The following is a 22959-nucleotide window of genomic DNA, read 5'->3' as shown; positions in this document are numbered from 1 at the left end:
GTCGAGATTAGGCCCCCAGCCGCTCGTGGCGATATATACCGGGCTGCCTTGGAGGAGCCGCGTGCGATCCTCCTCGTCGACGGAGCTTTCGAGGATGTACCTGCGGTGTTTCACAAAGAGATCCTGTGGGCGCTCAAGCAGGGCATTCATGTCTTCGGCGCCGCCAGCATGGGCGCGCTTCGTGCGGCCGAACTTCATCGCTTTGGAATGGTCGGGATCGGCGAGGTATTTGAAGCCTATAGGGACGGACGCCTGCAGCGTGATGATGCCGTCGCCTTGCTGCACGGACCGGCAGAACTTGGTTGGCCGCAGCTGACTCGCTCGCTCGTGGATATCCACGCAACCCTCGCCGCAGCCGAGAGCAGTGATATCATCGAACCTGACGATACCCAGGCCCTCGCACAATCGGCGGCGACCCTGTTCTGGCGCGAGAGAACCTATGCTGCCGTGGTCGGGCAGGCCTTGGCCGATGATTGGAGAGGAGAACGCTCCGATGCTTTTCTTGCATGGGTTGAACATCATGAGGTTTTTCAGAAGGAGCGGGATTGCCTCGCTCTCCTCGAGCACGTCTCAATGAACTGGCAGGCTCTGGAAGAGCCGTTTCAGCCGGAGTTCCGCTTCGAGCACACGGAGGCCTGGCAGGTTCTGCAGGCAGAGGTAGAACAGGCCGAGCCCTTGGCCTCGGAGCCGGGGATCTTAGCGGCGCTCCAGCAGCACAGCGCCCACGAGGCTATCGAGGCGCAGGCGCTTCTCTCGTTGTTGGCCGAGGAATTTCTGCGCGAGGCAGATGGACCGGACGATCCGCTGGCGTTCTCAAAAGCGGCAGCTGTGTTCCGCAGCCGTCACGGGCTGACCAGCGCCGACAATGTGGCGCGCTGGATGACCGAAACCGGGCTCTCCCACGCAGATTATACTGCGCTCGTCCGCAATACTGGAAACATCGACGTGCTACAGTGCCGCTTCGCTCCACGTCTCTCCGCCACGATGCTGCGCATCGCTCGCGCGCGGGGGCTGCTGGACCCTGCCGAAGGCCTGAGTACGCAGAACGGTGAAGCAAATCGTTCCGCGCAGCGATAGAAGCCAGGACGAGCACGTCCTGAGAGCACTCGCTCGAGGCGCAGAGCAACGTTACAAACCTGCCTTGCGCAGCCCCTCCACGAAGTGCATGGTGTCGGACTCGAGCCGATCTGGCTGGACGGCGGCCCACCGCTCGACGCTGAACGTTGGGTGGGCCTCGAGGATTTTCGCAGCCTCGCGCTGCGCTTCCACAAGCCGGCCGAGTTGGGCATAGCTCGCTGCTAAGATCCGACGCCCCTCGGTTGGGTTCTGCATACTATTGATCGTATGCACGGCGTCCTCATAGCGGCCGAGTTTGTAGAAGGCGCCGCCTAGGTGCCAGAGATACTGGTCAGGATAAAAGGGGTTGAGCCGCTTGGCCTTGTCGAGCAGCGCAACAGCCTCGGCGGCCTCGCCCGAGTGAGCCAATGCATCAGCCATGTCGGACATAAGATCAGCGTCATTCGGGTTGAGGACTAGTGCCCGACGGTACGCGCTTAATGCTGCATCGTGCTCCTTGCGATAAAGATGTGCAAATCCTAGCTCTCCAAAGCCACGTGCATCTGTGGGATCGACCTCGATAGCCGATTGCGCAAGATTGAGCGCGGTATCCAGGGCCTTGTCTCGCATTTCAGTCCAGCTGTACCGCCAATCGATGTTGAGCGTGCGCGACTTCGCGGCCATTGCCCTAGCATAGTGGGGATCGACTCTGAGCGCGCTCTCATAGAGCAGCCGAGCCCGGCGGTTCTCGTCCCGGGTATAGTGGAAAATGTGCTGCTGGCCTTGGAGGACGAGGCTGTAAGCTCTCAGGTCGGAAGGGCCAACTTGCTGCAGCCGCTCCCATTCCGAGACATGAATGCTCACTGCCGTCGCAGAGACGATGATCTGAGTAATTTCCTCTTGAAGCTCGAGGATATTATCGAATTCGCGGTTGTACTGCTCGCCCCAGATGGTCCTGTCCCTCTCAGCATCGATGAGCTGGATACCAATCCGGACGCGCTTGCCTGCTATGCGCACGGTGCCCGCAACCACGTATCGCACGCCAAGCTCCCGTGCCGCATGCAGCGGCGTCTCCGAAGCTCCCCCAACCACATAGGCCGAGTTGCGAGAAATCACGAAGAAGTCGTGGAAGCGCGAGAGACTCGTGGTGATGTCGTCGGTGAATCCATCAGCGAGCCAGTGCCATGCCGGATCGCTGCCCTGAAACCGGAATGGTAGGACGACGACTGATGCTTCCGGGACAAGCGGGCGGTTCGGCTGCTCCGGCGTTGCCGCTCGTCTGAGGCCAGTCGTCATCGCTGCGGCAGTCGCGTCCTCCTGGACTTGGAAAATGTCGACGGGCTCGCGGACGTTCTTGAGGCGCTGAGCCCCAAGATAGGAGTAGCCGAAGGCGAGCTTGTCACAGACCTGATCGTAAACTGCCGCGGAGATGCAGACCTGCCCTGGTCGCGCGTAAGTCTCAATGCGGGCGGCAATATTCACGCTATCGCCGCCGACCTGTCCGTCGTCGAATAGAATCTCGCCGAGATTGATGCCGATCCGGAAGAGGATCTGCCGCTCCTCCGGGATCCCCTCGTTGAGCATTCGCATCTGCTTTTGAATCTTCATTGCGCAGCCCACGGCCGCCATCGCGCTACCGAATAGAAGGAAGAGCCCATCACCGCTGACCTGCTGGACCTCTCCATCGCACTCATGCGCGAGTTGCTTGAAGATCTGAAGTCGCTCCTTGACGGCATGCCAAGTGCCGATTTCGTCGTCGCCCATGAGCCGAGTGTAATCGACGATGTCAGCAAACAGCATCACACCTAGTCGGCGATGCGGAGCAACCTGATCTACATCCGACATAATGACAACTCATGGGCGAGTCGGGAGCATGCGAAGCCGAATTCTGCAGCGACCTTCACTCAATTTACCAAAAATCAAGCTAACGGAGCAAGGAGTGAGTGAACGCTATACTGATTTGTTCAAGTCATCGGCAAAGAGAAGCCGGTGAGAGTTCTGTGATACCCTCATGCTTGGCTGATTTCTCACACGTTATTCTACATCCGAACGAACATATTTGCCATAGTGACATGCCAACCGCCAACAGTCGGGCTGTTGAACGAACTAGAGCATTCTGGTCTGGCGCTGCTAGCAAAGCACCGAGAGGTCTATTGGGGGTTCTTGACACCAATCCGTACAGCCGCGCGCGCCAACGTCTCAGCCTTGGCGATTTGCGGATCGCCGCCAAGCTGAACCTTCGCTAGGATCCCGCGCGTGCCCGCGGGCCTTGTCCGCGCTTAAGACCTCGACGGTGCCGATGCTCACCCGCAGGAGGGTGCCGAACGCGGGGGACCCGATCCGGTCAATCGCAGTCGTCGTAATGCCAGTTGGCTCCTACGGCACGGTATGGCGGCGCTTCCAGCCGCCCGGTCTCCAGGAAGCCGCTCAACAGCCGCTGGAGCGAAACAAGAGAGGATGCTGCCGGTCTCGCGCTCAGGCGCAGCAACTGGGTCATGGCGAACCCTCCATCGATGATCTCCCCAGCCGCATGAGCCTCTACCCGGACGCGCAAACCCGCAACCAAGTCATATGGGTTACCTCTGGCGATAGGCTGGTGCGGGCCTCTCACCCTGCGCCCGGTTGGATCGGGGAGCATCGATGGACGGCTTGGGGCGGGCGGGCAAGGCGAGCCGGCCCAGTGGATCAGACCACGGCGTTTCCCTGCGCAGCATCTCGAATTCCGGCTCCTTCTGTGGCAGAATGAGCCTTCAGGAACAGGAGACGACAATGGATAAGGTCGCAATCGCCTTAGCTATCTCCTTGCTGGCGGCCGGCGCTGAGGCCCAAACGCGTCCTTCGACCGTGAACATGCCATGTGGTGCCAGCCGCCAATTGGTTTTCACGAGAGGCGCCATCGTGCTCGGAACCGGGGGAATGACCTATGACCGGTTCGTTCGCGACGCTACGTTCTGCGACGTGACGGAATATGCCCAGTCGGCCTATGTTCCAAGCATAGAGACGCCCATCTGCTTCGTTGGATATCGATGCAAACAGGGTCCCCGCGATTTGTGGGACGATTGACGGGCATCATTCCGCACGTGCCGTTCGAATCGAGTCAGTCCGCCAAGGTCAACCCTTGAACCCAGCCGGGGAGTTGCGGCTGGGTCCCAGGCGGCTCTCGGGCTGCCGGGGCTGTTGACGGCTCCTCCACTCACGGACCAGAGAGTGCTCCTGATTTCAATGGCCCAACTCTCTCACCAAAGTCGGGGTTATCGCCCTTACAGAATGTGAAATAGGAGGGTGGCGCGCAGGAGATCACGGTGGCAGCCGGGCCTGTCGACCGAGAAGGGACATGGCCAGAGGCTCATGATGGAAACGGGACAGGCGGCTTCCGAGGCGCGTGGGACGCGGATCGGTGTTCTCTACGCGTTGGCCGCATTCTTCATGTGGGGCTTGGCCGTTCCCCTACATTTCAAGCTTATCTCGGCTGTTCCCGCTCTTCAGATTCTCGCCCACCGCATCGTCTGGGCAAGCCTGTTCGCCCTTGGTCTGATCCTCGCTGGCCGGCAATGGCGCAAGCTTGTCGAGGCGCTGACCTCCGGCAGCCGGTTGCTGCTCCTGAGCCTTTCGGCCGGCCTGATCGCCATCAACTGGCTCATCTATATCTGGGCCGTCAATGCCGGGCATCTCGTTCAGACGAGCCTCGGATACTTCATCAACCCGCTCCTGAACGTGGTGCTCGGCGTTCTCTTCCTGCGGGAGAAACTCAATCCGACGCAGATCGGCGCCTGCCTGATCGCCGCCGTGGGCGTGCTCGTCCTTGCCGTCTCGTCGGGCGAGATGCCGTGGGTCGCGCTGGTTCTGGCCTTCAGCTTCGGCTGCTACGGCCTTGTCAGAAAGATCGTGCCGGTGGCGCCTCTCATCGGCTTTTGCGTCGAGTCCCTTCTGCTCACTCCTCTGGCCTTGGGCTACCTGGTCTGGGTTGCCGTGAACGGTGAATCCGCCGCCTTTCGGGGCGATCTGGTTCTGGACTCGCTGCTCGTCCTGACGGGACTGAGCACGGCCTTGCCGCTCATTTGGTTTGCCGCGGGCGCGCAGCGGTTGAAGCTCTCCACCATCGGCCTGCTGCAGTACCTGGCGCCTTCGGGCCAGCTCGCACTCGGGGTTCTCGCCTTTGGCGAGGCGTTCGGATGGATCGATGCCTTTGCGTTCGGATTGATCTGGATTGCTCTTGCGCTTTACACCGTCAGTGCCCTCAGGTCGGCGCCGCACGTGTCGGATCCGACGGTTCCACCCGACGGAACAGCCCCTCAATCCGGGAAAGAGGCGCTTTGACGGCCGGATGGACTTTTTGACGGCTTGGCCCGATGCTGTGCCTAACCGTGGCAGGGCCTGCGCGATGCGCCTCGAGGCAGGTCCAGAAGAGGGTGCTTGTCTGCGATGCGTGGGTGCTCCTGCATCAGAGTGCTGATCGCCATGGTCTATGGCGCGGTTCTCCTGTTCCTGGGTTCACTCGGAGCCGAGGCACAGCCTCAACCGGCCCCCAATCCTCCACCGCAGGTTCAGCAGATGCTGCAGCTCCTGCAGGATCCCGCCGTTCAGACGTGGATCAATGAGCAGAAGAGGCCTCCCGTCGCCGCTGAGGCTCCCGCAGCCGAGCCGACGGTGTCCGAAATCATGATGCAGCGGATCACGGGACTGCGTGGTCGCCTGGCCGCCCTGGCCGCCGCCGTGCCGCGGCTGCCGGACGAGTTCCGGACGGCCTCCGGTCGCCTTCTCGAAGAACTCCAGGGGCGACGGCCCCTGTCCGTCCTCGTTCTCATTCTGGGGTTTCTCGCCCTGGGAGCAGGGGCCGAACGGCTCTTCCGCGCGGCGACCGGACCATCTCGACGGCGGATCGTCAGCCGTCCGGCGACCACCACCGCCGAACGCCTGCACGCGATCGTCTTGCGCTTCGCGTTCAATCTGGCCGATCTTGCGATCTTTGCCGCCGGGAGCATCGGGGCGTTCCTGGCCCTCGACTGGCCTCCGCTCCTCCGCCAGGTCGTGGTCGCCTATCTTGTCGCCGCCGTGGTCCTGCGGCTGGCTTTGATTGCGAGCCGCTTCCTTCTCGCGCCGAATCATGCCGGACCGGAGCATGCCGAGCAGTTTCGCCTGATCCCGTTGGATGCGGTGACAGCGCGGTTCTGGCACCGGCGCGTTGCCCTGTTCGTCGGCTGGTTCGCCTTCGGATGGGCGAGCGTCGACGCGCTCCGGATCCTGGGCTTCACGCCGGACGCGCGGGCCGTCATGGCCTATGCCCTCGGGCTCGGGCTCCTGGTCATCGCCATCAACGTGGTCTGGACCCGCCCCAGGCCGGCCTTCAGCAGCGCCCCGGAGGCGGGTGCGCCGAGACGGCTGCCCCGCGCACTCGCAGCCAGCCTGCTGTCCTTGTATTTCGTGCTTGTCTGGGGCTTGTGGGTGGCGGGCCTCATGGGGTTCTTCTGGCTGGCCGTCATCGCCCTGCTGCTGCCGCTTGCCATCTCCCTGACCGAGAAGGCCAGCCGCCATGCCCTGCGCCCGCACGAGGGGGTGGAGGCCGCCACGCAAACGGGACTCATGGCGGTCTATCTGGACCGCGGAATCCGGGCGCTGCTCATCGCCGGCGCCGTGCTGTTGCTCGCCGACGCCTGGCATATCGATCTGGTCGAGATGACCAGTCGCGATACGCTGCTCACCCGCCTCGTCCGCGGAGCCTTGAGCGCCGTCGTCATTCTGCTCGTCGCGGATCTTGTCTGGCAGGTGACGAAGACTTTGATCGACAAGCGCCTCGCCCGCGCGCAGGCTCAGCCATCCGCAGACAACGAAATCGCTTCGCGCGAGGCGCGCCTGCGAACGCTTCTGCCGATCTTTCGCAACGTGATCTTCGCGGTTCTCGCCGTCGTCGCCATCCTGATGGTTCTCTCCGCCCTGGGCGTGGAAATCGGTCCGCTGATCGCAGGCGCGGGCATTGCGGGCGTCGCCGTCGGGTTCGGCGCACAGACGCTGGTCAAGGACGTGATCAGCGGCGTGTTCTACCTTCTCGACGATGCGTTCCGGGTGGGGGAGTACATCCAGAGCGGCAGCTACAAGGGCACGGTCGAGTCCTTTTCCCTGCGCTCGGTCAAGCTGCGCCACCATCGCGGGCCGGTCTATACCGTGCCGTTCGGCGTACTCGGGGCGGTCGAGAACATGAGCCGCGACTGGGTGATCGACAAGTTCCAGATCAACGTCCCCTACGACACGGATCTGGAAAAGGCACGCAAGCTCATCAAGAAGATCGGCCAGGATATGGGGGCCGATCCCGAATATGCTCCCAACATCATCGAGCCTCTGAAGATGCAGGGGGTCGAGCAGTTCGGAGATTTCGCCATCCAGATCCGGTGCAAGATGACGACGCGTCCGGGCGAGCAGTTCGTGATCCGCCGCAAAGCCTTTGCCCGCATCAAGCAGGCCTTCGACGAGAATGGAATCAAGTTCGCCTTCCCGACGGTTCAGGTGGCAGGCGGGGAGACGGCGCCCGCTGTGGCCCAGGAGGGACTTCAACTCGTCAAGCCCGCAGGTGCTGCGGAGTAAACCTGCCGAGAGCGCCTTGAGGCTAGAGCATCCGACGGACCCAGAGAGCCGCGTCAGCGAAAAGTGGATCCGGTTTTCGCTACGCGGCCCTTCGGGTCCGTTTTGATCGATGCTCTCATTCAAGAAGAATGCATCGAATGGGTCCCAAAAGTGAAAGTCCACTTTTGGGTCCGATGCTTTAAGCGCGCAAAGAAAAGCCCTGGAGAGAATTCCTCCTCTCCAGGGCAGGATTCGCCCACTGCGTGCAGAATCGGCTCACTTCAGCATGGACGCGACATTGTCCTTCGTCACGCGGTCGATGCCGGCATAGATGATGTCCTGAACCTTCTCGCCCTTCTTCAGCTGCAGGAGGATGTCCATGGCCTTCTCGCCCATCTCGTACGGACGCTGACCCACCAGCGCGTTGGCATAGCCGTCGCGCAGCAGCTCGAGCTGGACCTTCAGGGTGTCCGCCACCACGAGCGAGAACTTGCCCTGATTCATGGCTTCCTTGTTCTTGTTCACGAAGCTCTTGTAGGCCTCGGGGACGAACATCGGCCAGCCGCCCACCGGCACGATGGCGGCGAGATCCGGATTAGCGGTCTTGAGGTCCTGCATCTGCTGGACGGCGAGCGCAAGGTCGTCATTGCAGTAGGTGGGAGAGCCGGAAACCTCCGTCCACTTGGATCCCTTCAGGGCGTCACGCACGCCTTCCACCCGCTCTTTCAGGTTGGCGGCTGCCGGACCACCGGACACCATGGCGTATTTGCCGCCTTCCGGGCGCAGCTTCAGGAGTTCCTCCCCGAGAGCGCGACCCATGGCGCGGTTGTCCGTGCCGACATGCGCCTGGCGGGCGGAATTGGGCGCGTCGGCATCGAACGTGATGACCGGAATGCCGGCATCGCGCGCAGACTTGATGACGCGCACCGCCGCTGCGGCATCTGACACCGAGATGGCGATCCCGTCGACCTTCTGGCTGATCAGATCCTGAATGATCTGAGCCTGGCTCGCCGGCTCATGCTCGACGGGACCCTTGTAGATGCATTCAACGTTCCCGAGCTCCTTCGCGCGCTTCATGCATCCGTCGCGGGAAAGGTCGAAGTAGGGGTTGTTCATCGCCTTGGGCACGATGGCGAACTTGTAGGTCTGCTGCGCCATGGCCGGCGCTGTGAGCGCCGCGGCGGCGACCGCGGCAAGGATCAGGCGTTTCATCATGTCTTCCTCCTGGTTGATTGTCCGCCCCATTCCTGGGGTCTGGTGACCGGCTTCTCGCGACCGGCTTCTAGCATCCGCTTCGAGGCAGGCCGTGCTGCCTCCGATAACGGGATCTCACGTCGTCATCCGCAGGGTCCGCAGGCGGTCGACCAAGACCGCCAGGATGATGATCCCGCCCACGAGCACGATCTGCCAATACGCATTGATGCCCGCGAGCACGAGTCCATTGCGGATGACCTCGATGAGAAGGGCGCCGATGACCGCTCCCGCCGGGCCGCCGATGCCGCCATTGAGGTTCGCGCCGCCGATGACCGCCGCCGCGATGATCGTCAGTTCGTAGCCCGTCGCCAGATTGGCCGGAGCGGAGCCAAGCCATCCCACCATCAGGATTCCGGCAAATCCTGCGGACAGCGCGGACAGCACATAGACGGCGATTTTCACCCGCTCGACCGCGATGCCGGTCAGCGCCGCGGCCTTCTCGTTGCCGCCCAGTGCAAAGACGTGCCGCCCGAAGGCCGTATGATGAAGAACGACGCCGATGATCACCGCGAGGACGAGGAGATAGATGATGGCGACCGGAACGCCCGCGATGTTGCCGTCGGTGATGTCGTAGAAGAGATTCACGTCCGGTCCTGTCGGAGCCTGCCCGCGCCCCTCCGTGACCGCATAGGCGAGACCGCGAACGATCGAGAGCATCCCGAGGGTCGTCACGAAGGGCGAGAGCCCGACGCGGGCGATGAGCAGCCCGTTCGCCAGACCGATCAGCAGCGCGACGCCAAGGCCGGCGGCGAGTGAGACCAGCATGCCGGCCAGTGGAACGCTGTCGAGCACCGTGCCGCTCACCGCCTGCATGACGATGGCGCAGGTGATCGCCGACAGGGCCATGGTGGAGCCGACCGACAGATCGATGCCGCCCGTGACGATGACGAGGGTGACTCCGAGCGTCACGATGCCGACGAAGGAGAAGTTTTTGGCCACGTTGGCCAGGTTGCCCGGGCTGAGAAACGCTGAGCTCAGGAACGACATCACGATCATGATGACCACGAGGGCCGCCGCCACATAAGCGGTCTGGCTCGCGAAGAAGCCGCGCCGCCACCAGCGGGCCCGGCCCACATTCGAGAAGTCGCTGGTGTCGGAGTTGGTGGCCGGAGAGAGTTCGCTCATCACGCCGCTTCCTTCGCGCCGGTGATCAGCGCGGTGACTTCCTCGGGACTCGACTGGCTGATCGGCTTGTCCGCCACCTTGGTCCCGCGCCGCATGACGACCACCCGTTCGCAGACCGAGAACACGTCCGGCATGCGGTGCGAGATCAGGATCACGGCAATGCCCGCATCCTTCAGCCGGCGGATGAGATCGAGAACCTCGGCCACCTGGCGAACCGAGATCGCCGCGGTCGGCTCGTCCATGAGGATCAGCTTGGCTTTGGCGAGCCTCGTACGGGCGATGGCGACCGCCTGCCTCTGCCCGCCCGACATGGCGCGAACCACATCGTCCGGACGCGTCTCTGATTTGAGCTCACGGAACAGCTCCGCCGTCCGCTGGTTCATGGTCGCGTGGTCGAGAAACGAAAACGGCCCGACCTTGCGTTTCAACTCGCGCCCGAGAAACACGTTCGCGGCCGCCGTCAGGTTGTCCGCGAGGGCGAGGTCCTGATAGACCACCTCGATGCCGACCGAGCGGGCGTCGATCGGCCTGGTGAAATGAACCTCCTGATCCTCGAACAGGACTCTGCCGTGGGAGGGCGGGAAGTTGCCCGCAATGATCTTCACCAGGGTCGACTTGCCGGCGCCGTTGTCGCCCATGAGGCCGACGACCTCTCCGGGCTTGATGGTGAGATTCACATGGGACAAAGCCCGAATGGCGCCGAATTCCTTTCCGACGTCTTGCAGGACGAGGAGTGACAAGAGCGTTCCTCCCTCAAACTTCAGGCGTTCGCCTGTGCGGCGTCTTCGCGCCATCGCTGATCTAAGCACGGGGGGCCGTGCGGTGTCATCTGCACCTTTGGTGAAAACGGTGCCGGATTGGTGGGGCTCTTCTGGCGCTCGGCATCATGCTGCCCTCTCGCTCTGGCTCTGGTCGAGCTTATAGAAGCGGGCCGCATTCATGCCGAACACCGCATCATGATGGCGGACCGGCACGAGATCATGGCACATGGCAAGCCATTCCTCGTAGGTTCCAGCGAGCCTGAGCACCGGCCAGTCGCTGCCCCAGATGAGGCGCTCCGGACCGAACAGTTCGAGGAGCGTGTCGACATAAGGTCTGATCGTCGACATGCCACGCCGCTCCGCGGCCTCCGTGAGAAGGCCCGAGAGCTTGCAGTGAACCTGGGGGAGGGCGGCCAGATCGGCTATCAGACCACGCCACGAATGGATCTCGCCCGTCGCAATGCGAGGTTTCGCTCCATGGTCGATCACGATCGGAAGATCCGGGTGTCGCTTGGCAAGCGCCGTCAGAGCTCTCAGATGCTGCGGCATCACCAGAGCATCGAACCGCAGGTCCGCCTTCTTCATGGCATCAATCGCGGGGTCGAGCTGCGGATCATCGATCCAATCGTCGTCCGCGATGTCCTGCAGCATCGGCCGCAGGCTCTTCAGCCGCGGATGAGCCGAGAGGCGCGCTACATGACGAGCAGCATCGGAACCCTTGAGATCGACCCAGCCCACGACGCCCAGGATGAAAGAATGCCGATCCGCCAGATCCAGCATGAAGTCGGTATCGTCCATCGTGGGAAGCGACTGAACCAGGACCGTGCCGCCGATGCCGCACGCCTTCAGGACCGGCTCAAGGTCCTGCGGCCCGAAATCACGGTGGATGTCAGCCAGTTCAGGCGGCGGCCACTGGCCCTCCCGGTTGCGCATCAGCCAGAAATGCTGGTGGGCGTCGATGCGCATGGCGCTCATTCGCCTTTGCCAGGGAGGGGGGCCGCTTCGTCGATCAGGCCGCGTTCGCGAAGGGCTGTCCAGAACTCGTCGGGGATCGTGGCCTCGAACCAAGCCACATTCGTCTGAAGCTGCTCGGCGTTGCGGGCTCCGGTCACGCAGGAGACGACGGATGGATGAGCCATAGGGAAGTGAAGGGCGGCCGCTGGGAGCGGTACGTCGAACTCGTCGCATACGGCCTTCAGGGCCTGGACCCGCTGCACCACATCCGCCGGAGCGTCCTTGTAGTCGAACTTATTGTTGCCCACGAGGATGCCCGAATTGAACGGGCCGGCAATGACGATCCCGGTTCCGACGCGAACGCACCTCTCCATCAGCGGGAGACTCATCTGCTCCAGGAGCGTGTAGCGGCCCGCGAGCATGACGATGTCGAGATCCGCTTCCTGCATGGCGTCCTGAACGACTTCCGCCTCGTTGACGCCGAGCCCGATGGCCGTGACGGAGCCGTCACGGCGGAGTTCCTGGAGCGCGCGGAACCCGCCGCCCGCGGTGAGCTGGCGCCAATAATGCTCATGCCGGTCGCCGTGGGTATAGGGGCCGATGTCGTGAATGTAGAGGATGTCGATCTCGACGACGCCGAGGCGCTGCTGGCTGTGCTCGAAGGATTTCAGAATGGCGTCATAGCTGTAGTCGTAGGTCGGGCGGAACGGGAGAGGCCGCACCCAGCCATTCTCGTCGTCGCCGACGCTGTCGTCGGGCACCATCAGGCGCCCGGCTTTCGTGCTGACGACGTAGCTGCCCCTTTCGCGATCGCTCAGCAGAGCGCCCAGCCGGCGCTCGGCCCGCGTATAGCCGTAATAGGGAGCAGTATCGAAATAGCGAATGCCGGAATCCCACGCGGCCTCGGTTGCAGCCTGAGCGTCGGCAAAGCTGGTCGAGCTGTAGAGCCCTCCCATCGGCGCAGTTCCGAGACCGAGCGACGTCAGCGACAGGTCGCAGCGGGGCAGGGTGCGACGGTCGGAAGCCTTCATGGGAAACCCACGATCCGAGCGCAACCGGGATTCGCAACCCGTTGAGCGGTTCGGGACTTCACCAGCGTGCTGGTGCAATGGCGGAGAACGGCGCTTACGCCTCGCATGAATCCTCCCTCTGCAAAAGGGCTCTGTTCGCTGCAGAGCTCTCCGCCGGCCCTAATTGGTCAGGCCAGTCCGGTTGCACTAGGAATATGGCCGAGAGGAATATTTGGTCAAGTTAAAAGGTTTCGGCAGAAATGTGTCGCTTCGGCCTTGTTGCCAGGGTCCAGGGCGTGAACTATGGTCAGGCCAGTTCTGCCTTTCCCTCCCGCCCGGAGGGCTCCGCACCAATGTCGATCCCATCCAAGACCACTGAGCCGAGGCGCCTTTATCAGCAGATCGCCGAACAGATCCGCGGCCTGATCCAGGCCGGACATTTCCTGCCGGGAGCCCGCCTCCCTGCTGAACGGGATCTGGCCCATCATCTGGGCGTATCACGCCCTTCGCTCAGGGAGGCGCTCATCGCACTCGAGATCGACGGCCGCGTGGAAATCCGCTCGGGATCCGGCGTTTATGTCTGCGCACCTTTGGAACGTGTTGCCAGCATGATGGGCTCGATGGGCGAGAGTCCGTCGGAACTCATGCAGGCGCGAGCTGTCATTGAGGGGACGGTCGTGGCTCTCGCCTGTGCACGCATGACCCCTGAGGGGCTGGCGTCTCTCCAGGCAACGCTCGAGGCGATGCGGGCCGATATCGCCGATGGACGAGATCCGCTTGAGCAGGATCGCCAATTCCATCTTGCCATCGCGGGCCTGTGCGGCAATTCCGTTCTCATGCGCATCGTGCGCGGCCTGTTCGACGAGCGTCATAGCCCGATTTCCGCTCAACTCAGCGTACGATTCGACAGCCGGGAAGGCTGGCACACCGCGCTCCTGGAGCACGAAGCCATCTATGCGGCGCTGGAGGCCGCGGATCCCCTTCTGGCGGAGGCGACGATGCGGATGCATCTCGACGCTTCGAAGAAACGCTGGCTGGGGGACTGAAATGGAGAAAGCCGTTTCGGCCCGCGATCGCCGTCGCAAAAGAAGCGGCTTCGGTACGGACCGAAGCCGCTTCTGAAAGCCCGGGCAGCTTGCCTAGATGACGGTGAAGTCGGCTGCCGAGAGTTTGGCGAGGTTTTCGATGACCGCGAACTTCACCGCAGCCGTCGAACCCGTGCCGTCCGCGTCATAGGAGAGCGCGCCCGTCTTGTCGTCGTAGATGATGCGGTCGCTCGCATCCAACGCTTTCGTGCCGATGACGAAGCTGCTTGAGGCGAGTGCCCCGTACTTGAGCTTGCTGAACGCCGAGTCGTTGAGGCGGATCGTGTCATCGGCGACGTTGAAGTCGACGATCACATCCACATTGGCGCCGCCCGGCTTGGTGTCGAAGGTGAAGCTGTCCTTGCCGGCTCCGCCGATGAGGATGTCGCTGCCGTTCTTTGCCCAGATCTTGTCGTTGCCGCCTTTGCCGTCGATCACGTCGTTGCCGGACGTGCCTGTCAGGCTGTCGGCACCGCTCGTGCCGTTGATCGTCTTCGTCGTGGTGGGGCGCGGCGCAGGTGTCGGGGCGGGAGACTCGGTCGCATCGGCTACCTGGAGAGTTACGGTTCCGGTATCGGTATCGCCGTCGACGTCCCTGACCGTGTAGCTGAAGCTGTCCGAGCCATGGAAGTTGGCCTTCGGCGTGTAGACGAACGAGCCATCGGCACTCAGCTTCACGCTCCCACCCTGAGCCGTGGCGATGGTTCCGGCAAGTGCCGCCTTGCCGCCGTCCGCCGCCACGTCGTTGGCGAGCACGCCCTGAGCGGCGGAGACGGTTAGAGCCCTGTCCTCGGTTGCAGCGTACCTGTCACTCGTCGCGACGACCGAATGGTCACCCGCGTCAGGTGTGGGGGGGGGCGTCGGGGCCGGTTGCGTCGGCGAGGTGACGACCCCGTTGTGGTTGAAGCTCAGGGCATAGAACGAGGTCTGGCCATAACCTGAACCATTCGTCTCGTTCGCGCCGAGGTAAGCGCCGGCCTTGAAGTAGAACGTGTCGGACTGCCAAACGCTGTTGATCTTGCTGACCGACTTATAGACCTGGCCATCGGCGAAGACCGTCACCTCGAGATCGTCGCCCTTGGCGTTGATCGTGTAAGAGAAGCGCTCATCCAGGGATACGCTCGGCTGCTGGCCCGAAGCGTTCACGAAAAAGAACTTCGTCTCGGTGTTGCTGGAGCCCGCCTGATCGTTGGCGAAATAGAGCTTGCCATTCTCCCAATAGAGGCGGACGAGTTCATCATCCTGGCCATGGATTTGACCGACGACGATCTTGCCGCCCACACCGTCGCGGTTGGGAGCAGCATCGACCTCGAGGGTAGCGCTCATGAACCCGCCGGTTGTGAGGTTCCAGGCGGCCGTTGCGGTGCCGTTCATCTCGCGCAGCTCTGAGCGGGAATAGGACGATCCGCTGGTGGTCGCACCTTCGACGGGGGCCACAAAGGTCATCGCTCCGTCGGCGGCGGTGTAGAAATATTTGGAGTGCTGGTAGCCCGAGAGGTTCTTCACTTCCATGGCGGTGCCGATGAATCCGCCATTCGAGTCCACAGGAAGGGTGATTTTCCAATTAGACAGGTCAAAGTTGCCGCTCGGCGCGACAGAAGAGTTCAAAGCCATGATGTCTGCCCCAAAATTGAGCGAGCCCCTTTCGCGAGGCTTCTGAATAAGACTTGTGCAGTTCTCTTGAGAACTAGCGAGGATTATGCCGGAAGAAAACGCACGATACGTACAGGTGAAAATGAACGTGGATCTAGACGCTCACAATACTGCGGGCCGCGATGTTTATAGCTCGAAATCCGCTGCGAATGTTCTGCTGATCGAATAAGGCAACATCGTGGCATCTCAGGAAAATCTGAGTTCCCGAGTAAGGATTCTGTCCTCTTCGAAGATCAAGAGGGCGAAGAAGGAATAAAAGCCTGGTTCAAGCCGACGTACGTATTCGGTGAAAAGGGCAGGGTGCAGGAACGACAATGGAGGTTCCAGTCCGGCGCTTGTCGCCCGATCCCGACAAAGAAAGAGCGCCGGGTCGATTGGCGCTCTAGGGAGGCCGCCGTTGCGGCCAGAGGGAGGACCGTGCCAGCCAGGCACCTGAGAAGGCTGCGCCTGAAAGGTAAACGACTGGTTACGAAACGAACGCGACGGCTAATCTTTCAGGACATCCTCTGGCCGTTCAGCATCCCGCAAATCCGCGCTCTCGGCAGGCGCGTATCCGAATCGTTCGGTGAGCGCCCCGAATGAATCCTGCGTATCATGCCCCGTCTGCACGCCGTGGCAGACGGCAAAATACTCGATGACGGCGTTCTCCTCGGCACCGGAGGGCGAAGCCAAGTTGAGGAGAGCCACCTTCCATCGCCCCGTGTCGCCCTGCCAGATTGCGGACGGCTTTGTCTTCGAGCAGAAATAGTAACCCGTCGATGCCTCGCCGCCTGTCCTGGGACGGCGCCTGTCATAGCTGCCGTTCGGGTGATGGGAGGTCCATTCCCTGGAGATCACCTTGAACAGGCCGCCATTGCTGTTGGAGCCGACGATGTCGCGGCTCTCGATGCTGAACCAAGCACAATAGTCCATCCGGCACCGGCCCTGCATCAGTTCGGCCGAAAGGGCAGTCCCAGCGGCCGTGAGACCAGCGACGCAGATGGCGAGGGCGGCAGTCCAGGGAAATCTCATGGAACCCCATCGACAATGTCTTGGCCCGTCAATGTAAGACAAGCAGCCAGCCGACCAAAGCCACGGGAGCAATGATGCCGAGAACGAAGGAAACAGCATCGTGGGCCATAAAAACCTCCTGCCGATTTCCCTAACGTAATCTCTTGAAGCTCAGGCGGCGGTGCGCTTGAGCACGTGCTATGGAATGAGGGAGCGGATCAGGAACTCGAACCATCCGGCGTTTCGGGCTCAGGAGAGGTGCCGGAAGCCGTGCTATCCTCGACCGGTCTATCGTTCCGGGCCTTGCGCTTCTTGCCGAGCCATCTGAACAGCATCCAACCCAAGCCCGAGCTGAGCGCTGCGATCACCACGAGGCCGGAACTCGGATAGTCTCGGAAGTTGACGCGTTTCGTGCCGTTCAGCTCTTCCAGTTCGTCATCCGGCTGTTCATCTGTCTCGGGCATGAGAGAGGTCTCGAAGGGGTTATCTCCCATATATGTCTCATGACTTGCGTTTCCATCGCCTTCTTTTGGCAAATGCCAAACGGGGTCTAGCCCTGGAGGGGCCTGTCCGAGCGTACCAACAAAAACGCCCGGCTCTGTTGAGCCGGGCGGGGATGCGGATGCCAGAGCCAGACGGGCTCAGGCGGCCTTCACGCCGGAGAGGAAGGCCGTCACCTCCTGGCCCAGATCGTGAGAATGGCGTGCAAGCTCGCGTGCCGCGCCTAACACCTGACCGGCTGCCGTGCTCGTCTCGCCGGCGCCTTGGTTCACATCCGCGATACTGCCGGTCACGGCTTCCGTGCCCCGCGCCGCTTCCTGAACGTTGCGGGCGATCTCGGCGGTCGCGGCGCCCTGCTCCTCCATGGCAGCGGCGATCGAGGTCGAGATCTGGCTCATCTCGGTGATGGTGCGGGCGATCTCCTGGATCGCCGTTACCGTCTGGCCGGTCGCCTGCTGGACCGAGGCGATCTGCTGCGAGATCTCCTCGGTGGCCCGGGCGGTCTGCGTCGCCAGGTCCTTGACCTCGCTCGCCACCACGGCAAAGCCCTTGCCGGCCTCGCCGGCCCGGGCCGCCTCGATGGTGGCGTTGAGCGCCAGCAGGTTGGTCTGGCCTGCAATCGTGTTGATCAGCTGCACCACGTTGCCGATCTTCTCGGCCGAGGCGGCGAGCTCCTGGACGGTGGCGCTGGTGCGCTGGGTGCCGGCCACGGCGCGCTCGGCCACGGCCGAGGACTGGCTGACCTGGCTGGCGATCTCGCGGATCGAGATCGACAGCTCCTCGGTGGCGGCCGCCACCGTCTGCACGTTCGATGAGGTCTGCTGTACGGCGGCGGCAACACCAACCGATTGCTGGGTGGTCTGGCTCGCGACCGCGGTCATGGACTGGGCGGTGGCCTCCATTTCGGTGGCCGCCGAGGACAGCCCCTGCGTCAGGGCCGAGACGTTCATCTCGAAGCGCTTGGTGAGCTGGTCGAGCAGCTCGGCCCGGCGGGTTTTCGCATCAGCCTCGAGGGCAGTTGCCTCATCGGCAAGCTTCTTCGCGATGAGCGCGTCCTTGAACACCTGCACGGACCCGGCCATGACGCCGATCTCGTCCCGGCGGGACGTTCCCTCGATCGTCACCGAAAGGTCGCCGTCGGCGAGCGCACCCATATTCGCCACCAGCTTCTGAATCGGCCTGGAAATGCTGCGACCAAGGCCAAAAGCAATCAGCACGAGAAAAGCCGCCGCACCGGCCACGAGCGCCAGAAACAGGTTGCGATACGATGCGGCGGCGGCCGCGAGATCATCGATATAGACGCCGCTGCCGATCACCCAGCCCCATTTGTCGAAGTTGGCTGCATAGGTGAGCTTCGGGAGAGGCTCGGGCTGATTCGGTTTGGGAAAGAGATAGGCCACGAAGCCGCCGCCGGCCCGGCCGGCTTGCCCGATCTCCTTGAAGAAGGAAATGCCATTCGCATCCTTTACGGCTGAGTTGTCCTTGCCTTCCACCGCCTTATTGAAGGGATGCATCAGCATGACCGTCTGGTAGTCCTGGATGAAGAAGTATTCCGAGCCCCCATAGCGCAGGATGCGCAGCGTCTCGGAGGCGCGCCTCTTTGCGTCATCCTCTGACATCTCGCCTCGCTTCGCGCGGGCGTCAAAATCCGCCACAATGCTGACGGCGGATTCCACAAGATGTTTGAGCTCGGTCTTCTTCTGTTCGGTCAGAATGCTGGAGATCGTGGCGGAGCCAAAGATTGCGAGCGCAACCAGAGCGAGGATCCCGGCCGCGATGCCGGCATAGAACCGGCCGGTGACGCCGGTGAGAAAACGCGCAAATTTGTTTCGGATGGTAGAATTCTTGTCAGACATTTTTCTTTGTGAACCTGCCCGCATCACCACGGGGGGCGCGTGCCCCCACGACACGCTCTACCAGGCGCGCCAAGTCTGTGAGAGTTGTCGAGGCCGTCAATAAGTGGAAACACCTAGCGATTTCTGCCGACTTGTTATCCGTTCTTTAACTCGGCCGGCAGCGCCTCTTCGGGCAGCGGAATCTTTGCCTTCGATGGAAAGAAAAAGCCGCGGATCTCGTGGATCCGCGGCGGATTATACTTTCGACGATGTTGGAGTGCCGTCCCCCTATCGGCCCCAGCGCAGCACGACCGGATCGACACGGCGGGCGACCTCGATCAGACCCTTGCGGGTCTCCGGATGCAGGGACTGCAGTGGATGACGGACCGCGTCCGATCGGATGACGCCGCCCTCCTTCATGAGCACCTTGGCGGCCAGCAATCCGCACTGCCGGTTTTCGTAATTGATCAGTGGAAGCCAGCGTTCATAAGCAACCGCAGCCTCCTCCTTGTCGCCCGCCATATAGGGATCGATGATCTTGCGGATGCCGTCCGGATAGGCGCCGCCGGTCATCGCGCCCGTGGCGCCGGCATCGAGGTCGGCCATGAGGGTAATGGCTTCCTCGCCGTCCCAGGGACCTTCGATGGCGTCTCCTCCAAGAGCGATGAGATCCCGCAGCTTGGACGCGGTGCCGGGCACCTCGATCTTGAAATAGGAGACGTTGGCGATCTCCTTGGCCATGCGGGCAAGGAAGGGCGCTGACAGGGAAGTCCCAGCCATGGGCGCATCCTGAATCATGATCGGAATGCTGATGGCATCCGAGACCCTGCGGAAGAACTCGTAGATTCCAGCTTCCGACACCCTCAGGGTCGCACCGAAGAAGGGCGGCATGATCATCACCATGGCGGCGCCCGCGGCTTCTGCCCGCTTGCAGCGCTCGACGCAGATGTCGGTCGAGAAATGGCTGGTGGTGACGATGACCGGAACGCGGCCGGCGACATGGTCGAGCACCGTCGTCATCACGGTCTCGCGTTCGCTGTCGGTCAGAACGAACTGCTCGGAAAAGTTCGCCAGGATGCAGAGGCCGTCGGAGCCCGCGTCGATCATGAAGTCGATGGCACGTTTCTGGCCTTCGAGATCGAGCCTGCCGTCGTCATCGAAAATGGTGGGGGCCACCGGGAATACGCCGCGGTACGGGCGCGTGGAGGTCTTGCCGGTCGAGGACATGTTTTCTCCCTTCACTATCATCGGCGTCGTGTTCAATGGTTGTCGCGGGGAACGGGTGATCCTGTCCGTCCGACGAGAAAGTCCAGATCGACTCCTTTGTCGGCCTGCAGGACGTGGTCGATGTAGAGTTTGGCCCACCCGCGATCCGCATGCGGCGCCGGCGGAGCCCAGGCGGCGCGTCGACGCTCCAGCTCCTCGGCCTCGACGTGAAGATGCAGGCTGCGGGCGGTGACATCAAGCGTGATCAGGTCGCCGTTCTGCACCAGCGCCAGCGGACCGCCGGCGGCCGCCTCTGGTGCCACGTGCAGCACCACCGTGCCGTAGGCGGTGCCCGACATGCGCGCGTCCGAGATCCGGATCATGTCGCGGACGCCCTTCTTGAGCAGCTTCTGCGGCAACGGCATGTTGCCGACCTCGGCCATGCCCGGGTAGCCCTTCGGTCCGCAGTTCTTGAGCACCATGATGCAGGTCTCGTCGATGTCGAGATCCTCATCGTCGATGCGGTGATGCAGATCCTCAATGGTTTCGAATACGACGGCACGGCCCGTGTGCTGCATGAGTTCAGGCGAAGCCGCCGACGGCTTGATGACTGCGCCGTTCGGCGCAAGATTGCCCTTCAGGATGGCGATGCCGGCCTCCGGCTTGAATGGCTCCTCGAAGGTGGTGATCACCTCGCGGTTCCAGCACGGCGCGTCCTTCACATTCTCCCAGAGCGACTTGCCGTTAACGGTGAGCGTATCCTTGTGCAGAAGGCCGCGCTCGCCCAAGGTGCGCAGCACTACCGGCAGGCCGCCTGCATAGTAGAAGTCCTCCATGAGGAAGCGCCCTGACGGCATGAGATCGACGAGGCAGTGGATCTCGCGGCCGAGCCTGTCGAAATCGTCGAGGGTCAGGTCGATCCCAACCCGTCCCGCGATGGCGAGCAGGTGTACGACCGCGTTGGTCGAGCCGCCGATGGCCGCGAGCGTGCGGATCGCGTTCTCGAAGGCCTGCCTGGTCATTACCTTCGACAGCACGAGATCCTCGTTCACCATCTCGACGATGCGCCGCCCGGCCATGCGGGCGAGATGGTTGCGCCGGGCGTCGGCGGCCGGGATTGCGGCGTTCTCCGGCAGGCCGACTCCGAGAGCCTCGACCATGGAGGCCATGGTGGAGCCGGTGCCCATGGTCATGCAGTGGCCGGCCGAGCGGTTCATTCCACCTTCCGCCTCGTGGAATTCCTGCAGGGTCACCTCGCCCGCGCGCAATTGCTCGCTCATGGAGATGATGTTGGTACCCGAGCCGATATACTTGCCTCGATAGACGCCGCGCAGCTGGGGCCCGCCCGACACGCCGATCGTGGGCAGATCCGCCGAGGCGGCGCCCATCAGCAGGGCAGGGGTGGTCTTGTCGCAGCCCATGAGGAGAACCACGCCATCAAGCGGATGGGCGCGGATCGCCTCCTCCACGTCCATAGCCGCCAGATTGCGGAACAGCATGGCGGTCGGGCGCATGGTCACCTCGCCGAGCGAGGAGACGGGGAATTCGAGCGGGAAACCGCCAGCATCCAGCACGCCGTACTTCACGTGCTCGGCGATGGTGCGGAAATGCGCGTTGCAGGGCGTCAGCTCCGACCAGGTGTTACAGATTCCTATGACGGGCCGGCCCTCGAACTGGTCCTGCGGGAAGCCGCTGTTCTTCAGGAACGAGCGGTAATAGAATCCCATCTTGTCCTGACGTCCGAACCAGGCTTGGCTGCGCAGAGAGCGTTTCTTGTCTTCGGTCATTGTCCCGGTGCCTTCGCAACTGTGTAGCGCCCCGCCGAGCGGGGCTCAAAAGAACGCGACTTTGGTTGAATAGGCGCTCAATTTGATTCATATAATAGTACTAATGGTCAGCTGATAAGGCTGCTAAAGTCGAAGAGCAACGACAAATTTTAGGGAGAAAGCTCATGAAGGCCCGTCATCTTCTGACGACAATCGGCATGGCTGCGCTGATGCTGTCCTCAGGCGCCGCCTATGCCCAGAATAAAATGACCATCGGATTCTCGCAGGTTGGATCGGAATCCGGCTGGCGGGCCGCCGAGACGAAGGTCTCGAAGATCGAAGCCGAGAAGCGCGGCGTCGATCTGAAGATCTCCGACGCGCAGCAGAAGCAGGAGAATCAAATCCGCGCCGTTCGCTCGTTCATTGCGCAGGGCGTCGATGCCATCTTCATCGCTCCCGTCGTGTCGACGGGCTGGGACGCGGTTCTCAAGGAAGCCAAGGACGCCAAGATTCCGGTCGTCCTGCTTGATCGCTCGATCGACACGAAGGACGAGTCCCTCTACCTGACCGCCGTGACCTCCGACACCGTCTATGAGGGCAAGGTGGCCGGCGAGTGGCTGGCGAAGGAAACCGGCGGCAAGTGCAACGTGGTCGAGCTGCAGGGCACGGTGGGCTCGAGCCCGGCGATCAACCGCAAGAAGGGCTTCGATCAGGTCGTCGCCGCCAATCCCGGCATGAAGATCGTCCGCACCCAGTCCGGCGACTTTACCCGGACCAAGGGCAAGGAAGTGATGGAGAGCTTCATCAAGGCGGAGGGCGGCGGCAAGAACATCTGCGCCGTCTATGCGCATAACGACGATATGGCGATCGGCGCGATCCAGGCGATCAAGGAAGCCGGCCTGAAGCCCGGCAAGGACATCAAGATCGTCTCTATCGACGGCGTTCCGGACATCTTCAAGGCGATGTCCGATGGCGAAGCCAACGTCACGGTCGAATTGACGCCGAACATGGCCGGCCCTGCGCTCGACGCGCTCATGGCCTTCAAGAAGGACGGCACGGCGCCCAAAAAGTGGATCCAGACCGAGTCGAAGGTCTTCACGCCCGAGACGGCCAAGGCCGAATACGACAAGCGCAAGGATCTGTACTGAGATCCTAAGTGACGGGCAGCAGGCGAGCGCTCGCCTGCTGCCTGGCCCGTAGGCGGTGAG

General features: G+C 62.5%; 19 protein-coding genes. 6 read left to right on the top strand and 13 right to left on the bottom strand.

Annotated elements, in window-relative coordinates; translation table 11 throughout:
* The first annotated feature begins 105 nt into the window (after positions 1 to 105).
* Positions 106 to 1077 carry a TfuA domain-containing protein gene (locus HPT29_RS20415; protein ID WP_259060216.1) on the top strand — a complete coding sequence of 324 codons (972 nt, stop codon included), beginning with the start codon at positions 106 to 108 and terminating at the stop codon, positions 1075 to 1077.
* 51 nt (positions 1078 to 1128) lie between these two features.
* Here the strand turns inward: HPT29_RS20415 and HPT29_RS20410 are convergent, their stop codons facing one another.
* Together HPT29_RS20410 and HPT29_RS20405 are read right to left on the bottom strand one after the other, a co-directional pair.
* The gene (locus tag HPT29_RS20410; protein ID WP_173947199.1) at positions 1129 to 2901 is read right to left on the bottom strand and encodes a tetratricopeptide repeat protein; all 1773 of its coding nucleotides are present in this window, start codon (positions 2899 to 2901) and stop codon (positions 1129 to 1131) included.
* Between the two features lie 499 nt (positions 2902 to 3400).
* Positions 3401 to 3553, bottom strand: coding sequence for a hypothetical protein (locus HPT29_RS20405; RefSeq protein WP_173947198.1), 153 nt, complete (start codon positions 3551 to 3553; stop codon positions 3401 to 3403).
* A 272-nt stretch (positions 3554 to 3825) separates the two neighbouring features.
* On the opposite strand from HPT29_RS20405, the gene HPT29_RS20400 reads away from it, so the two are divergent.
* From HPT29_RS20400 to HPT29_RS20390, 3 genes are all read left to right on the top strand, one after another.
* Positions 3826 to 4119 (top strand): hypothetical protein, encoded by a 294-nt coding sequence (locus tag HPT29_RS20400; protein ID WP_173947197.1) that lies wholly within the window; start codon positions 3826 to 3828, stop codon positions 4117 to 4119.
* Between the two features lie 219 nt (positions 4120 to 4338).
* Entirely contained in the window at positions 4339 to 5373 is a 1035-nt protein-coding gene (gene rarD, locus HPT29_RS20395) for an EamA family transporter RarD (RefSeq protein WP_259060213.1), read from the top strand.
* A gap of 105 nt (positions 5374 to 5478) precedes the next feature.
* Complete coding sequence (locus HPT29_RS20390; RefSeq protein WP_173947237.1) at positions 5479 to 7632, top strand: mechanosensitive ion channel family protein; 2154 nt, start codon at positions 5479 to 5481, stop codon at positions 7630 to 7632.
* A 255-nt stretch (positions 7633 to 7887) separates the two neighbouring features.
* Here the strand turns inward: HPT29_RS20390 and HPT29_RS20385 are convergent, their stop codons facing one another.
* The 5 genes from HPT29_RS20385 to HPT29_RS20365 all read right to left on the bottom strand — a co-directional run bounded on the left by HPT29_RS20385 (position 7888) and on the right by HPT29_RS20365 (position 12736).
* Complete coding sequence (locus HPT29_RS20385) at positions 7888 to 8823, bottom strand: sugar-binding protein (protein WP_173947236.1); 936 nt, start codon at positions 8821 to 8823, stop codon at positions 7888 to 7890.
* 117 nt (positions 8824 to 8940) lie between these two features.
* Positions 8941 to 9990 carry an ABC transporter permease gene (locus tag HPT29_RS20380; protein WP_173947196.1) on the bottom strand — a complete coding sequence of 350 codons (1050 nt, stop codon included), beginning with the start codon at positions 9988 to 9990 and terminating at the stop codon, positions 8941 to 8943.
* Complete coding sequence (locus HPT29_RS20375) at positions 9990 to 10730, bottom strand: ATP-binding cassette domain-containing protein (RefSeq protein WP_173947195.1); 741 nt, start codon at positions 10728 to 10730, stop codon at positions 9990 to 9992. The genes HPT29_RS20380 and HPT29_RS20375 overlap by 1 nt, the downstream gene beginning before the upstream one ends.
* 144 nt (positions 10731 to 10874) lie before the next feature.
* The gene (locus HPT29_RS20370; protein ID WP_173947235.1) at positions 10875 to 11717 is read right to left on the bottom strand and encodes an amidohydrolase family protein; all 843 of its coding nucleotides are present in this window, start codon (positions 11715 to 11717) and stop codon (positions 10875 to 10877) included.
* A gap of 5 nt (positions 11718 to 11722) precedes the next feature.
* A complete protein-coding gene (locus tag HPT29_RS20365; protein WP_173947194.1) occupies positions 11723 to 12736 on the bottom strand; it encodes an aldo/keto reductase in 1014 nt (337 codons plus the stop codon).
* 332 nt (positions 12737 to 13068) lie between these two features.
* Here HPT29_RS20365 and HPT29_RS20360 point away from each other — a divergent pair, with 332 nt between their 5' ends.
* Positions 13069 to 13761: a FadR/GntR family transcriptional regulator gene (locus HPT29_RS20360; RefSeq protein ID WP_173947193.1), complete on the top strand. Its 693-nt coding sequence runs from the start codon at positions 13069 to 13071 to the stop codon at positions 13759 to 13761.
* A 93-nt stretch (positions 13762 to 13854) separates the two neighbouring features.
* Here HPT29_RS20360 and HPT29_RS20355 read toward each other — a convergent pair whose 3' ends face one another.
* The 6 genes from HPT29_RS20355 to HPT29_RS20330 form a co-directional block, all read right to left on the bottom strand.
* Positions 13855 to 15414, bottom strand: coding sequence for a polysaccharide lyase family 7 protein (locus tag HPT29_RS20355; RefSeq protein WP_173947192.1), 1560 nt, complete (start codon positions 15412 to 15414; stop codon positions 13855 to 13857).
* A 525-nt stretch (positions 15415 to 15939) separates the two neighbouring features.
* Positions 15940 to 16464 (bottom strand): hypothetical protein, encoded by a 525-nt coding sequence (locus HPT29_RS20350; protein WP_173947191.1) that lies wholly within the window; start codon positions 16462 to 16464, stop codon positions 15940 to 15942.
* A 197-nt stretch (positions 16465 to 16661) separates the two neighbouring features.
* A complete protein-coding gene (locus tag HPT29_RS20345; RefSeq protein WP_173947190.1) occupies positions 16662 to 16937 on the bottom strand; it encodes a hypothetical protein in 276 nt (91 codons plus the stop codon).
* Between the two features lie 147 nt (positions 16938 to 17084).
* A complete protein-coding gene (locus HPT29_RS20340; protein WP_259060212.1) occupies positions 17085 to 18800 on the bottom strand; it encodes a methyl-accepting chemotaxis protein in 1716 nt (571 codons plus the stop codon).
* Between the two features lie 267 nt (positions 18801 to 19067).
* Positions 19068 to 20006, bottom strand: coding sequence for a dihydrodipicolinate synthase family protein (locus HPT29_RS20335; RefSeq protein ID WP_173946474.1), 939 nt, complete (start codon positions 20004 to 20006; stop codon positions 19068 to 19070).
* 32 nt (positions 20007 to 20038) lie between these two features.
* Positions 20039 to 21772: an IlvD/Edd family dehydratase gene (locus tag HPT29_RS20330; RefSeq protein WP_173946473.1), complete on the bottom strand. Its 1734-nt coding sequence runs from the start codon at positions 21770 to 21772 to the stop codon at positions 20039 to 20041.
* 164 nt (positions 21773 to 21936) lie between these two features.
* On the opposite strand from HPT29_RS20330, the gene ytfQ reads away from it, so the two are divergent.
* Positions 21937 to 22899 (top strand): galactofuranose ABC transporter, galactofuranose-binding protein YtfQ, encoded by a 963-nt coding sequence (ytfQ, locus tag HPT29_RS20325; protein WP_173946472.1) that lies wholly within the window; start codon positions 21937 to 21939, stop codon positions 22897 to 22899.
* Positions 22900 to 22959: the final 60 nt, after the last annotated feature.

The sequence above is a fragment of the Microvirga terrae genome, assembly GCF_013307435.2.
Classification (GTDB): domain Bacteria; phylum Pseudomonadota; class Alphaproteobacteria; order Rhizobiales; family Beijerinckiaceae; genus Microvirga; species Microvirga terrae.
The sequence above is the reverse complement of the archived record's forward strand: the minus strand, read 5'-3'. Positions and strand labels throughout refer to the sequence as shown.

Bases quoted from the DNA above. Each gene is read 5' to 3' on its own strand.
- HPT29_RS20385 (WP_173947236.1), bottom strand. From the start codon at position 8,823: ATGAAACGCCTGATCCTTGCCGCGGTCGCCGCCGCGGCGCTCACAGCG.
- HPT29_RS20330 (WP_173946473.1), bottom strand. From the start codon at position 21,772: ATGACCGAAGACAAGAAACGCTCTCTGCGCAGCCAAGCCTGGTTCGGA.
- HPT29_RS20365 (WP_173947194.1), bottom strand. From the start codon at position 12,736: ATGAAGGCTTCCGACCGTCGCACCCTGCCCCGCTGCGACCTGTCGCTG.
- HPT29_RS20335 (WP_173946474.1), bottom strand. From the start codon at position 20,006: ATGTCCTCGACCGGCAAGACCTCCACGCGCCCGTACCGCGGCGTATTC.
- HPT29_RS20360 (WP_173947193.1), top strand. From the start codon at position 13,069: ATGTCGATCCCATCCAAGACCACTGAGCCGAGGCGCCTTTATCAGCAG.
- HPT29_RS20400 (WP_173947197.1), top strand. From the start codon at position 3,826: ATGGATAAGGTCGCAATCGCCTTAGCTATCTCCTTGCTGGCGGCCGGC.
- ytfQ (WP_173946472.1), top strand. From the start codon at position 21,937: ATGAAGGCCCGTCATCTTCTGACGACAATCGGCATGGCTGCGCTGATG.
- HPT29_RS20380 (WP_173947196.1), bottom strand. From the start codon at position 9,990: ATGAGCGAACTCTCTCCGGCCACCAACTCCGACACCAGCGACTTCTCG.
- HPT29_RS20340 (WP_259060212.1), bottom strand. From the start codon at position 18,800: ATGTCTGACAAGAATTCTACCATCCGAAACAAATTTGCGCGTTTTCTC.
- HPT29_RS20350 (WP_173947191.1), bottom strand. From the start codon at position 16,464: ATGAGATTTCCCTGGACTGCCGCCCTCGCCATCTGCGTCGCTGGTCTC.
- HPT29_RS20345 (WP_173947190.1), bottom strand. From the start codon at position 16,937: ATGGGAGATAACCCCTTCGAGACCTCTCTCATGCCCGAGACAGATGAA.
- HPT29_RS20390 (WP_173947237.1), top strand. From the start codon at position 5,479: ATGCGTGGGTGCTCCTGCATCAGAGTGCTGATCGCCATGGTCTATGGC.
- HPT29_RS20370 (WP_173947235.1), bottom strand. From the start codon at position 11,717: ATGCGCATCGACGCCCACCAGCATTTCTGGCTGATGCGCAACCGGGAG.
- HPT29_RS20405 (WP_173947198.1), bottom strand. From the start codon at position 3,553: ATGACCCAGTTGCTGCGCCTGAGCGCGAGACCGGCAGCATCCTCTCTT.
- HPT29_RS20355 (WP_173947192.1), bottom strand. From the start codon at position 15,414: ATGGCTTTGAACTCTTCTGTCGCGCCGAGCGGCAACTTTGACCTGTCT.
- HPT29_RS20410 (WP_173947199.1), bottom strand. From the start codon at position 2,901: ATGTCGGATGTAGATCAGGTTGCTCCGCATCGCCGACTAGGTGTGATG.